Here is a 13,957-nt window from a genome sequence, read left to right on the forward strand (position 1 = left end):
TTCTTTCTACAAGTACTTTTTAATAAAAAAAATAACTTTTTATAATGCTTTGATTACGAATAAATTATTTTTTACCTAACATTCGTTTTATTTCGTTTAGCTTCATTAAAGCCTCCACAGGTGTTAATGTATTGATATCTAAATTCACAATTTCTTCTTTAATTTCCTCTAAAAGTGGATCATCTAAATTAAAAAAACTTAATTGTAGTTCATCATCTGTTGATTTTAATCCACTTAGTTCTTCAGCAGAATGATCTTTCTCTAATTTCTTCAACATTTTCTGTGCTTTTTGAATCACCGTTTGTGGCATTCCAGCCATTTTAGCAACATGAATACCAAAACTATGTGCACTGCCACCTTTGACTAATTTACGAATAAATAAAACCGTATCTTTTAATTCCTTAACCGAAACATTAAAGTTTTGAATACGCTCAAAAATTGCCTCCATTTCATTTAACTCGTGATAATGCGTAGCAAAAAGCGTTTTTGGTTTATGCGGATGTTCGTGTAAATATTCGGAAATAGCCCATGCAATTGAAATTCCGTCATACGTAGAAGTTCCGCGACCAATTTCATCTAACAGCACTAAACTTCTATCGGAAATATTATTCAAAATGGAAGCAGTTTCATTCATTTCAACCATGAAAGTCGATTCGCCCATTGAGATGTTATCGCTTGCTCCTACTCTCGTAAAAATCTTGTCTACAATTCCCATTCGAACACTTTCGGCAGGAACAAAGCTACCCATTTGAGCCAACAATACAATTAAAGCTGTTTGGCGCAAAATTGCCGATTTACCCGACATATTCGGTCCGGTAATCATAATGATTTGCTGACTTTCTCTATCCAAATACACATCATTTGAAATATAGGGAACACCAACAGGCAATTGTTTTTCAATTACTGGATGACGACCTTCTTTAATTTCTAAATCGAAAGAATCGTCAAGAATTGGTCGGGCATAATTATTTTCAATTGCTAATTGCGTGAACGATTGTAAACAATCTAATTGCGCTACTAAATTCGCATTATGTTGCACGGGTTTTATATACGTTGCCATCCAGTTAATCAACTGTTCAAAAATTTGATTTTCTAACAATTGAATCTTTTCTTCGGCTCCTAAAATTTTGGCTTCGTATTCTTTTAATTCTTCGGTAATATATCGCTCTGCACTTACTAAAGTTTGCTTACGAATCCATTCTGAAGGAACTTTATCTTTATGAGTATTTCGAACTTCGATATAATAGCCAAAAACATTATTGAAAGCAACTTTTAAAGAAGGAATTCCAGTGGTTTCACTTTCGCGCTGCTCTAGATCTTCTAAATACGCTTTTCCGTTTTGAGAAATATTTCGTAGTTGGTCTAACTCTTCACTAATTCCAGTTGCAATTGCATTTCCTTTATTAATGTTTACAGGTGCATCTTGATTTAAAGTATTTCCAATTTTCTCACGAAGTAATTCGCAAGCATGTAAACTATCACCAATAGTTTTCAAAGCTTCATTCGAACTTTTTAATGCTAATTCTTTAATGGGAACAATAGCGTCTAAAGATTCTTTTAAATAAACGACTTCTCTTGGTGAAACTTTTCCAGCAGCCACTTTAGAAATCAAACGCTCTAAATCGGAAATTTGTTTGATTTGATATTGAATCGATTGTAATGTTTCACTATTCTCTTTCAAATACGAAACGACTTCATGACGACTTTCGATTCGACTTGCATCTTTTAATGGCAAAGCCAACCAACGTTTTTGCAAACGCGCGCCCATGGGCGACAAGGTTTTATCAATGACATCTAAAAGCGTTACCGCATTTACATTCGTAGAATGATACAACTCTAAATTTCGAATCGTAAAACGATCCATCCAAACGTAAGCATCTTCCGCAATACGCTGAATATTGGTGATGTGTTGAATTTTATTATGTTGGGTTTCCGATAAATAATACAAAACCGCACCAGAAGCAATAACGCCTTCTTGTAATTCTTCAATTCCAAAACCTTTTAGTGAATTGGTTTGAAAATGCTTGGTTAAACTTTCAACGGCATAATCTTCTTTAAAAATCCAATCTTCTAAATAAAAAGTATGATAATCTTCGCCAAAAACTTCTCTAAATTTCGTTTTGAATTGCTTTGGAACTAAAATTTCACTTGGACCAAAATTTTGCAATAACTTATCGACATATTCTTCGTTTCCTTGAGCCGTTAAAAACTCACCTGTAGAAACATCTAAAAATGAAACTCCTAAATATTTCTTACCAAAACTAACGGCAGCTAGGAAATTATTTGATTTAGCTTGTAAAACCTCATCATTCATTGCAACACCAGGTGTTACCAGTTCTGTAACTCCACGTTTTACAATAGTTTTAGTCATTTTTGGATCTTCTAATTGATCACAAATAGCTACTCGAAGTCCAGCTTTTACTAATTTAGGCAAATAGGTATTTAAAGAATGATGTGGAAAACCCGCTAAAGCTGTTTCACTATCAGAACCAGCACCTCTTTTAGTTAGAGTAATTCCTAAAATTCCAGCGGCTCTTACAGCATCTTCACCAAAGGTTTCATAAAAATCGCCCACACGAAACAACAAACAAGCATCAGGATATTTTGCCTTGATACTATTGTATTGCTGCATTAATGGAGTTTCCTTTTTTTCTTTAGTTTTCGTTGCTTCTTTCTTAGCCACAATTCTTAAATTTTAGTGTAGTTGCGAAGGTAATAAAATCGTGTGCAATGACAATATTTAAATAGACTGTAATTTGAAAATTTCTTTAGACAATTTAATTTGTTTTCCTCTTTCATTTTCTTTGCTTGTCCAAAGAAAACGAAACAAAAGAAAGGACACTTTTACGAGGAATTTTTAATCATAGATTAAAACCGTTTGAAAAACTCTGCGTCGCTTCACTCCTGTTTTTCAGAGCTTTTTCAAACTATTCTTGCGTAAAAGAATGCAAAGCTTCGCTTTGCCAAAATACTGAAAATTGACACATATTCAAATTGTCTAATTGACACTTTATATCTATTTTTGCAACATGAGAAAATTAGCCAACGAAGAATTAAATCGCATTAGTAAAGACGAATTCAAAGAATCTGAAAAAACACCAATTATTGTAATTCTAAACGACATTAGAAGTTTACACAATATTGGCTCTGTTTTTAGAACGAGTGATGCGTTCTTGTTGGAAAAAATTTACTTGTGTGGTATTACAGCTACGCCACCAAATAAAGAAATTCATAAAACTGCTCTTGGCGCAACAGATACTGTTGCTTGGGAATATGCAAAAGATGTTTTAGAAGTTATTCAAAAACTAAAAGCGGAAAAGCTAAAAATTTATTCTGTAGAACAAACGGAAAATTCAATCATGTTAAATGATTTTCAAGTGGAAACAAACGAACGTTATGCTTTAATTTTTGGTAACGAAGTTAAAGGTGTTTCGCAAGAAGCAATTAATTTAAGTGAAGGTGTTATTGAGATTCCACAATTAGGAAGCAAACATTCGCTAAATATTTCGGTTAGTGCTGGAATTGTAATTTGGGATTTGTTTCAGAAGATATTTGAGAAAAAAGAGTAAAGAAAATAGAAAAGAGATTTTTAATTTTTACTCTTATTAAAATCTCTTAATTTTTTATTCAAAATTTTCAATAATTCATCATGATTTATATCTAAAAAAATGGTTTGAATACTGTATTTTGAGTTAGTAATTTTTTTGGAAATAATTCCATTCAAGAGTTTACACAACCAACCCTTTGAGGGTGTTATTGAAGTCTCTTTTAATTCAATAAATATATTTCTATTAGAAACAAAACCTCGATGATATGTTTCAACTAAAAAAAATGATTCTATCTCTTCAAACTTAACAACTCTATTTTCCTTAAGAAAATAGATATTATAATTTCTTCATCTTTTATAATTAACATTGGTGTTTTTTTTGATAACAGATAAACAGAATGAACAATCCCAAAGCTAAAAAGTAATAAACCTAATAACAGCATAATACTTTTAAGAGGTTTAATATCAAAATTTATCATTTCATCAATATAAAAAACACCTATAAACACAAAAAAACATCCAATTGAGAAAGAAATAGCCGCTTTCTCCTTATTTACAAATATGTTTTTAATATTTTCCAAAACGAAATTCTATTTTCTATATTCTATTATCTATCTTCTCTTTAATCTCACTTAAAATCTTCACATAATCTTCTTGGTTTTTTACAAAATCAAAATCGGAGACATCGATAATTAAGACATTTAAATCGGTTTGCGTTTTGATGTAATCTAAATAACCACGATTGATTTTTTCTAAATACTCGGCTGGAATTTCTTGTTCGTAATTTCGACCGCGTTTTTTTATGTTGGCCAATAATCGTTCTGTATTTTGATACAAATACACATACAAATCGGGTTTTGGCATTTCTTTATGAATAATGTCAAACATGGTTTTGTACAATCGAAATTCATCTTCTTGTAACGTAACTTTGGCGAAAATCAATGATTTTACAATGTGATAATCGGAAACAATAAAATCTTTAAACAAATCGAACTGCGATAAATCGTCGGTTAATTGTTGGTAACGATCGGCTAAAAAAGACATTTCTAACGGAAATGCATAGCGATTTTGGTCTTTATAAAATTTTGGCAGAAAAGGATTATCAGCAAAACGTTCTAAAACCAATTTTGCATTTAAATCTTCAGAAATTTTAGAAGAAAGTGTGGTTTTTCCCGCACCTATATTTCCTTCAATTGCAATGTAATTGTAGTTGTCGAATTGTAAATCTTGTAAAGGTGATTTTAATTTTCCAAAAACCGTACAATCTGAATTGTCTTGAGTAATTTCTAAAAGTTCTTGAATTGATTTTTTGAAAACAGGATGCTTCCATTGAAAATTCAAATCGGAGAACGGTAACAAGACAAATTTTCTATCTTGCATTCTTGGATGTGGCACTTGCAATTCGTTTGCTTCTGTAATTTCTTCATTACAAGCAATCACATCTAAATCAATTTTTCGTGATGTATATCCTTTTTCATTAGAACGAATGCGACCTAAATCTTTTTCTAATTTTAATAATTGTTTTAAAACCTTTGAAGCAGACTTAGAAGTATGAACCAAAACAACAGCATTTAAAAAAGCGTCGCCTTCAAAACCTAAAGCTGGTGTTTCGTAAACTCTTGAAGTTTGAACAACTGTAGCAATGTTATGATGAATTGCGGCTATAGCTTGTTCTAAAAAATCGAGACGATTTCCTTGATTGCTTCCTAATGCTATTACAATTTGATTTTGATTCATTGAGAGCAAAATAACAAACAATTTTACACTTTAAACCTAACAAATTTATTTTTTTATGAACATGTAACATTTTTAACAATTCACGGACTAACCATTAAATAAAATTACTGATAGAATGAAATTTTTAGGAAATGTATTAGCAACTGTAATTGGAATTTTTGTCTTTTGCATGTTGTTCTTTTTTGGAATTATGTTTATTGGACTACTTTTTGGTGGTGATACTGAAACTGTTACAGTAAAAGAAAACTCTGTTATTGAATTAGACTTATCTGAAGTAGAATTAGATTATGGCGGAAAATTTGAAGTTAACTTCTTAAATTACAAAGATTTTGAAACCAAATACAATGGACTTTCAGATGTTTTAAATGCTATTGATTATGCTAAAAAAGATGAAAAAATTAAAGGTATTTCCATTTTAAATAATTTTTCAAGATTAGGATTAGCACAAAGTAAAGCGTTACGCGATAAACTTGAAGATTTTAAATCTTCAGGTAAATTTGTTGTTGCCTATTCTAATTATCTTACTCAAAAAGACTATTATTTAAACTCTGTTGCCGATACTTTATACTTAAACCCTGTTGGTGAACTAGATTTTAAAGGTTTAGCTTCTGAGATAATTTACATGAAAGAACTTCAAGAAAAAACTGGAGTTAAAATGGAAGTTATTAGACATGGTAAATACAAAAGTGCTGTTGAACCTTTCTTAGCTCAAGAAATGAGTCCAGAGAACCGTGAACAAATGACTGTTCTATTGAATTCGGCATGGGAAACAATTGTAAATGATATTTCTAAGAGTCGAAAAATTTCTGTTGATAGTTTAAATAGTATTGCTAACTCACTTGGTGGAAGAACGCCAGAATTAGCTTTAGCTAAAAATATGATTGACAAGATTGCTTATGAAGATGAATTTCATAACGGTATTAGAAAAAATTAAGCGTAGATAAAAAGAAGAATACAACAAAATTGCCATTTTAGATTATGCTAAAAATGTAGCTACAACAGCAACTGATTTCAGTAAAAAAGACATTGTCGCGGTTATTTATGCTCAAGGAGAAATTCAAGGTGGCGAAGGCGATGTTAATATTATTGGTGAAGGTTCTATAAGAAGATCGCTTGAGGAAGCAAGAAATGATGATGATGTAAAAGCAATTGTTTTACGTGTTGACAGTCCGGGTGGAAGCGCTTTAACTTCAGAATTAATTTGGAGAGAAATTGAATTAACTAAAAAAGTAAAACCAGTTGTAGTTTCTATGGGTAATTTAGCGGCATCTGGTGGTTATTATATTTCTTGTAATGCTGATAGAATTTTTGCTGAACCAAGTACTATTACTGGATCTATTGGAGTTTTTGGTATGCTTCCAAATTTCAAACAATTGGCAGATAACATCGGTATTAATGCAGAACAAGTAAAAACACATCAAAATGCTAGTGGTTATAGCGTTTTTGAACCTGTAGACGAAAACTTTAAAAATATAACTTTAGAAAGTATCGAATCTATTTATTCAACTTTCTTAAATAGAGTTGCAAGTGGTAGAAAAATGACCACTTCTCAAGTAGACAGTATTGCTCAAGGAAGAGTTTGGACAGGTTTAGATGCTGTAAAAATTGGCTTAGTAGATGAGTTAGGTGGTTTAGATAATGCTATTGCTTATGCCGCTAAATTAGGTAAAACAGATTCTTACAAACCAAAAATTTCCCAGAATATGAAAAGAATTTCGATGATATTTTGGCAAAATTTGGAATGGCAAAAATGAACTTATCTAAAGAAGCCATTTTAAAAGAAGAATTAGGCGAAGAAAATTATAAAGTTTTAGAACAAATTAAGAGAGCAAACCAACTTAAGGGTGTTCAAGCTTTAATGCCATACAGTTTAAACATCAATTAAACAATTATCAATAAAAACTTAAAAAGGAGCTGCTAAATTACTAGTAGCTCTTTTTTTATTTACTTTTGTGTAACTATGAATCAAAAAGACAAGTTTTTAGCACAACGTATCTATTTTATTTTAAGCGGACTTTTTATTTGTTCTCTTGTTGTGTCCAATTTAATTTTTCAAAAGTTTTTTTACTGGTATCCATTTGGAAAATCAGAATTCTTGGGAGCTAAATTTTTTGAAATATCAGTTGGCGTACTTCCTTATCCTATTACATTCTTAATTACCGACTTAATCTCTGAAATTTATGGGAAAAACAAAGCTAATCAAGTAGTTACAAGTGGTATTTTTGCTTCAATATTTTCTTTAGGAATTGTATATGTTGCCAATCATGTTCCCGCAATAGAAGGTTCTCCTGTCGATGATGTTTTGTTTACAAAAGTATTTGGACAAACCGCTCTTGCTGTTTTAGCTTCTATGTTAGCTTATTTGGCAGCACAGTATATAGACATACAAGTTTATCATTTTTGGAAAAAAGTAACCAGTGGTAAAATGCTTTGGGTAAGAAACAATTTCTCAACCATAACTTCTCAAGCTGTAGACACATTTACAGTATTGCTTTTATTGTGCTTTTTTGAAATTTTACCTTGGAATGTTTTCGGGAAATTATTCATCAGCGGATTTGCTTTTAAATTATTCATTGCATTGTTAGACACTCCATTTTTATACCTTTTTGTATTTATTTTTAGAAAAAGGTTTAATTTAAAGTTGAACGACGAAATTTCAATCGATTAAGTTATTTTTTTAACGAAAAGTTAAACCTTTTTGGGTAATTTGGCCTTAAATTTGAAATTAAATTCACCATTAATAACAATTTTATGGCAAAAAAAATCCTGAAAATAGTTGGTATTTTCTTACTTGTAAGTGTTGTTGCACTTGCTGCAGCTCCATTTATCTTTAAAGACAAGATAAAAAGTATGGTATTAAAAACCATTAACGAAAATGTTGATGCTAAAGTTGCTTTTACAGATGTAGATTTAAGTTTATTAAAAAGCTTTCCGCAAGCAAATGTTACTATTGAAGAGTTAAGCATTATTAACAAAGCTCCTTTTGAAGGTGATACTTTGTTTTATTCTGGTGAATTGAATTTAAAAATGAGCATTAAAAAACTTTTCAAAAGTGAAAACGAAACTATGAATTTAGAAAGTTTTAGCTCTTCTAATGCTGTTATAAATGTTATTTTAACAAAGATGGCGTAGCCAACTATGATATCGCATTAAAAACTGATGAAAAGAAAGAAGAAAGTGAGAGTTCGCCTTTTAATTTGAGCATTCAAAACTACGAAATTGAGAATCTTAAACTAACTTATTTAGATGAAGGTTCTAACATGAAATTAGCCCTAAATGAATTAAATCATAAAGGAAAAGGAAACTTTGCAGCTCAAAAACTAGATTTAGATACTGAAACTACTACCCGTTTATCATTTGAAATGGATGGCGCTAAATACATGAATAATGTAATGTTGAATTTAGATGCTGTTTTAGGAATCGATTTAGATAAAATGAAATTCGAGTTTAAAGAAAATAAAGCTTTAATTAATCAGTTACCATTAGAGTTTAATGGTTTTCTTCAAATGTTAGAAGATGGTCAGTTATATAATTTAACATTTAAAACACCAACTTCAGATTTCAAAAACTTCTTAGGATTAGTTCCAGAAGCTTATGCAGGAAACATTAGTCAAGTTAAAACAACTGGTGAATTTAAAGTTTCTGGTAAAGTTGATGGAAAATTAACAGAAACTACGATTCCAAAATTTAATATTGAATTAGCTTCTAACAATGCTTCGTTCCAATATCCTGATTTACCAAAATCGGTTAAAAATATTGTTATTGATACTCACATTGTAAACGAAACAGGTTTAATGAGTGATACCTATGTGAATTTAGATCAATTATCTTTCGCCATAGATCAAGATGTTTTTAATGCTAAAGCAAATGTTAGAAATCTTGACACAAATCCATTAGTTAATGCTGAACTTAAAGGTGTAGTTAATTTAGCTAATGTTACAAAAGCATATCCTGTAAAATTAGAAAAACCTTTAACAGGTATTTTAAAAGCAGATGTTACTACAAAATTTGATATGAATTCTGTTGAGAAAAGTCAATATCAAAATATTCAAAACTCAGGAATTATTCAATTAAGTGGCTTCCAATATGAAGGCGAAGAAATGGCAAAACCATTCAAAATTAATAATACTGAAGTAGTATTTAATACAAGCCAAATTCGTTTAAATGCTTTCGATGCTAAAACAGGTGATAGTGTTTTACAAGTTAATGGTAGTTTAGATAACCTTTACGGATTCTTGTTTAAGAATCAAGTTTTAAAAGGAAACTTCAATATGAATTCTAGAAAACTTGTAGTTTCAGATTTTATGTCGCCAACTACTACAACTAACGAAGAAGGTAAAAAAACTACTGAAGCCGTAAAAATTCCTTCATTCTTAGATTGTTCTTTAACTGCAAAAGCTGGAACTGTTGTTTATGATAATTTAAACTTAAAAAATGTATCTGGGAACTTAGCTATTAAAGATGAAGCAGTAACGCTTTCAAATTTAAAAATGGATATTTTTGGTGGGAACATTGGTTTAACTGGTACCGTTTCTACAAAAGGTGATACACCAAAATTCAATATGGATTTAGGATTAAATGCGGTTAACATTGCCGAATCGTTTACGCAATTAGACATGTTAAAAAGTATTGCTCCTATTGCCAATACAATCAATGGAAAATTAAACTCAACAATTAAATTATCAGGAGACTTAAAGCAAGATATGACACCGAATCTAAAAACTATTTCTGGTGATTTAGTAGGGCAATTATTATCGACTTCAATTAACGAAAGTAATTCGAAACTATTAAGTTCATTAAGTTCAAATGTTAAGTTTGTAGATGTTAGCAAATTAAATTTAAACGATGTTAAAGCTTCACTTTCTTTTAAAGATGGAAAAGTAGCGTTAAAACCAATGAACTTAAAATACCAAGATATTAACATGACTATTGGTGGAACACACGGTTTTGACCAAAGCATGAATTATGATGTAAAATTTGATGTTCCTGCTAAATATTTAGGAACTGAAGTAACTTCATTAATTTCTAAATTAACTCCTGCAGATCAACAAAAAATAGAGAGTGTTCCAGTAACTGCAAACTTAACAGGTAGCTTTACAAGTCCGGCTGTTAAAACAGATTTAAAAGCTGCAACCACTAATTTAGTTACACAATTAGTTAAAATGCAAAAAGACAAATTAATTAATCAAGGAACTGGAGCGTTGAGTAATTTATTAGGAGGAAATAGTTCATCTACTACTTCAAATGCAACAAGTACAACTGATACTACAAAAACAACGACTACAACTGCACCAAAAGAGCAAATTAAAGACGGTGTTAAAAACGCTTTAAATGGTTTACTTGGCGGGAAAAAGAAAAAAGAATAAGACCACAAAATCAAAATAAATTCAAATAAAAAAAGCCACTCAAAAGAGTGGCTTTTTTTATTTATAAAATAGATTATTTTTGACCTAATTTATCAATTGCTGCTTGAACTTCTAAATCATCTCCTTCAAAAACATACTCTTCTGTTTTTACTTCTCCATTAACATCTGTTGTTAACGTCACTACAGCTTTCACTTTTCCATCATCACTTTTCTCTTTGGTAACTTTCATATCAACAATTTTCATTTCTGTACCATGATTACAATTTGGTCCATGAACATGATGTCCTTCACCAATATATTTTCCATTCTCATCATATTGAGCCATACATTTAGCTTTACAAGCTTCTGAACAACCATTTGATTCACAAAATGCTGCACACTCTTCTTTAGTCATTGTTGCACATTTCGATAAATCACATTGACCATGAGCTCCACTAGTCATTTCAGTTTTTGCACAACAAGCTCCTTTTTCTGTAGTAGCAGAATGACCTCCTAAAATTGGAGCAATTACTAAACCAATTAAACACGTTAATTTAATTAAGATGTTCATAGATGGACCAGAAGTATCTTTAAATGGATCTCCTACAGTATCTCCAGTTACAGCTGCTTTGTGAGCATCTGATCCTTTAAAAGTCATTTCTCCGTTAATTTCTACACCAGCTTCGAAAGATTTTTTAGCATTATCCCAAGCACCACCAGCATTATTTTGAAATACAGCCCAAAGTACACCTGAAACAGTAACACCCGCCATATAACCACCTAACATTTCAGCTACTAACTGGTTATTATCTGCATAAACTAATTTACCTAATAACACAATAGCAATAGGGAAACCAATAGTTAAAATTCCTGGTAACATCATTTCGCGTAAAGCCGCTTTTGTAGAAATTTCAACACATTTACCATACTCAGGTTTACCAGTACCTTCCATAATCCCAGCAATTTCTTTAAACTGACGACGTACCTCGAAAACCATATCCATTGCTGCTTTACCAACTGAATTCATTGCTAAAGCTGAAAAAACAACGGGTATCATACCTCCAACAAATAACATCGCTAAAACTGGAGCTTTAAAAATGTTAATTCCGTCAATTCCAGTAAAAGTAACATACGCTGCAAATAATGCTAAAGATGTTAACGCTGCTGAAGCAATTGCGAAACCTTTTCCAGTTGCTGCTGTAGTATTACCTACTGAGTCTAAAATATCTGTTCTTGTACGAACTTCTTTTGGTAATTCACTCATTTCAGCGATACCACCTGCGTTATCGGCAATTGGTCCAAAAGCATCAATAGCTAATTGCATTGCTGTTGTAGCCATCATAGCTGACGCTGCTAATGCAACTCCATAGAAACCTGCTAATGCATATGAAGCCCAAATAGCACCACCAAATAAAAGTACTGTTGGAAAAGTAGAAATCATACCTGTTGCCAAACCAGCGATTACGTTAGTTCCTGCTCCAGTAGCTGATTTTTGTACAATAGCTAAAACTGGCTTTGTTCCTAAACCTGTATAATATTCTGTTACTGATGAAATAACACCACCTACAAATAAGCCAACGATAGTAGCATAGAATACTCGCATTGATGAAATTTCTTTTAAACCTTCACCATAAAACTCCATTTTCATAGTTTCTGGTAACATATACTGTACTAAGAAATAACATGACGCTAATGTTAAAGCAATTGAAAGCCAATTTCCTTTATTTAAAGCTCCTTGTACTTGAGCTTCTTTGGCATCATCTGAAGAAATATTTACTAATAATGTTCCAATAATTGAAAATAAAATTCCAAAACCAGCAATTGCCATTGGTAATAAAATTGGTCCAATTCCACCAAAAACGTCATCAATGGCACCACCCATATCTTTAATTACATAATTTCCTAGTACCATAGCTGCTAAAACTGTTGCAACATAAGAACCGAATAAATCGGCACCCATACCCGCAACGTCTCCTACGTTATCTCCTACGTTATCGGCAATTGTTGCAGGATTACGAGGATCATCTTCTGGAATACCAGCTTCAACTTTACCAACTAAATCGGCTCCAACATCAGCTGCTTTTGTATAAATACCACCACCTACACGTGCGAATAATGCAATAGATTCTGCTCCTAATGAAAAACCTGCTAATGTTTCTAAAACGATTGTCATATCTTCAGAAGATGTCCAACCACCGTTCATAAATACTTGATATAAAACAATAAAGAATGTTGTTAAACCAAGAACTGCTAAACCAGCAACTCCTAATCCCATAACTGTACCACCACTAAAAGAAACTTTTAATGCTTGAGGTAAACTTGTACGTGCAGCTTGTGTAGTTCGTACATTTGATTTAGTTGCAATTTTCATTCCCATATTTCCTGCTAAAGCAGAGAAAATAGCTCCAAAAATAAAAGCTACAACAATTAAAATGTGAGTAGTTGGAACAAAATATGAAATTGCTGCTAAAGTAATACTTGCTCCAATTACAAAAAAGGTTAATAATTTGTATTCTGCTTTCAAGAATGCTAAGGCGCCTTCGTAGATATAATCTGAAATTTCTTTCATTTTACCATCGCCAGCATCTTGCTTTAAAACCCAAGCTCTTTTATAAGCCATGAATGCTAAACCCAATAGTGCCATAATAATGGGCACATATATCATTATTTTATCCATAAAAATTTGGTTGTTAAAATTAATTTTTAATAATATTACAAAAAAAATATAAAAAAAAGGCAAAAATCCTAGGATTTTTGCCTTTTAAAAACTTGTAGCTTTTAAAGAATTATTTGATACTAAATAATCCTTCTGGCTTATTTTCTAATTCGTTGAAACGGTTTGTACATTTCACTAAAATTTCTTTTGCTTCGTTAACATCTCCCCAACCTTCAACATCAACTTTTTTGTTTTCTAAGTCTTTATATACTTGGAAGAAATGTTCGATTTCTTTAATTAAGTGAGGATTTACATCTTTTAAATCGTTTAATTTATTCCAAATTGGATCTGAAACTGGTACACAAATTACTTTTTCATCTGGTCCTTTATCATCTGCCATGTGGAAAACACCAATTGGTTTTACTTCCATAACACAACCTGGGAAAGTTGGTTCATTTACTAAAACTAAAACATCTAATGGGTCACCATCTAAAGCTAAAGTTTCTGGAATGAAACCATAATCTGCAGGATACATCATTGACGAAAATAACATTCTGTCAAAACGCATTCTTTTTAATTCAAAATCGTACTCGTATTTGTTTCTGCTTCCTCTTGGAATCTCAATCAATACATCAAATGTAGTAATTTTATCTGCTGTCATTATCTTATATT

Annotated in this window: 9 protein-coding genes and 1 pseudogene; 5 read left to right on the forward strand and 5 right to left on the reverse strand. The window is 31.3% G+C overall.

Translation table 11 applies throughout. From position 1 onward, the window contains the following. Nucleotides 1-64: 64 nt before the first annotated feature. Nucleotides 65-2,632 (reverse strand): DNA mismatch repair protein MutS, encoded by a 2,568-nt coding sequence (gene mutS, locus GCU34_RS08580; protein WP_072783433.1) that lies wholly within the window; start codon nucleotides 2,630-2,632, stop codon nucleotides 65-67. Nucleotides 2,633-3,029: 397 nt separating this feature from the next. On the opposite strand from mutS, the gene GCU34_RS08585 reads away from it, so the two are divergent. After that, nucleotides 3,030-3,569, forward strand: a complete 540-nt coding sequence (locus tag GCU34_RS08585) for an RNA methyltransferase (RefSeq protein ID WP_072783291.1) — start codon at nucleotides 3,030-3,032, stop codon at nucleotides 3,567-3,569. 268 nt (nucleotides 3,570-3,837) lie between these two features. Here the strand turns inward: GCU34_RS08585 and GCU34_RS08590 are convergent, their stop codons facing one another. Then, the gene (locus tag GCU34_RS08590) at nucleotides 3,838-4,128 is read right to left on the reverse strand and encodes a hypothetical protein (RefSeq protein WP_152378424.1); all 291 of its coding nucleotides are present in this window, start codon (nucleotides 4,126-4,128) and stop codon (nucleotides 3,838-3,840) included. 16 nt (nucleotides 4,129-4,144) lie between these two features. Continuing rightward, the gene (folK, locus tag GCU34_RS08595; protein WP_072783288.1) at nucleotides 4,145-5,284 is read right to left on the reverse strand and encodes a 2-amino-4-hydroxy-6-hydroxymethyldihydropteridine diphosphokinase; all 1,140 of its coding nucleotides are present in this window, start codon (nucleotides 5,282-5,284) and stop codon (nucleotides 4,145-4,147) included. Nucleotides 5,285-5,399: 115 nt separating this feature from the next. Here folK and sppA point away from each other — a divergent pair. The 4 genes and pseudogenes from sppA to GCU34_RS08610 all read left to right on the forward strand — a co-directional run bounded on the left by sppA (nucleotide 5,400) and on the right by GCU34_RS08610 (nucleotide 10,650). Beyond that, nucleotides 5,400-7,169, forward strand: a pseudogene (gene sppA / locus GCU34_RS08600) (signal peptide peptidase SppA). A gap of 75 nt (nucleotides 7,170-7,244) precedes the next feature. Further along, entirely contained in the window at nucleotides 7,245-7,952 is a 708-nt protein-coding gene (locus GCU34_RS08605; RefSeq protein WP_072783284.1) for a queuosine precursor transporter, read from the forward strand. A gap of 83 nt (nucleotides 7,953-8,035) precedes the next feature. Further along, nucleotides 8,036-8,416 (forward strand): hypothetical protein, encoded by a 381-nt coding sequence (locus GCU34_RS14250; protein WP_317162503.1) that lies wholly within the window; start codon nucleotides 8,036-8,038, stop codon nucleotides 8,414-8,416. Nucleotides 8,417-8,481: 65 nt separating this feature from the next. Beyond that, complete coding sequence (locus tag GCU34_RS08610) at nucleotides 8,482-10,650, forward strand: AsmA family protein (protein ID WP_317162504.1); 2,169 nt, start codon at nucleotides 8,482-8,484, stop codon at nucleotides 10,648-10,650. Between the two features lie 73 nt (nucleotides 10,651-10,723). On the opposite strand, the gene GCU34_RS08615 is transcribed toward GCU34_RS08610, so the two are convergent. Further along, nucleotides 10,724-13,306, reverse strand: a complete 2,583-nt coding sequence (locus GCU34_RS08615; RefSeq protein WP_072783431.1) for a sodium-translocating pyrophosphatase — start codon at nucleotides 13,304-13,306, stop codon at nucleotides 10,724-10,726. Nucleotides 13,307-13,415: 109 nt separating this feature from the next. Next, on the reverse strand, nucleotides 13,416-13,946 hold the full coding sequence (locus GCU34_RS08620; RefSeq protein ID WP_072783280.1) for an inorganic diphosphatase: 531 nt from the start codon (nucleotides 13,944-13,946) through the stop codon (nucleotides 13,416-13,418). Nucleotides 13,947-13,957: the final 11 nt, after the last annotated feature.

The organism is Flavobacterium haoranii, from assembly GCF_009363055.1.
In the GTDB taxonomy this organism is placed as follows: Bacteria; Bacteroidota; Bacteroidia; order Flavobacteriales; family Flavobacteriaceae; genus Flavobacterium; species Flavobacterium haoranii.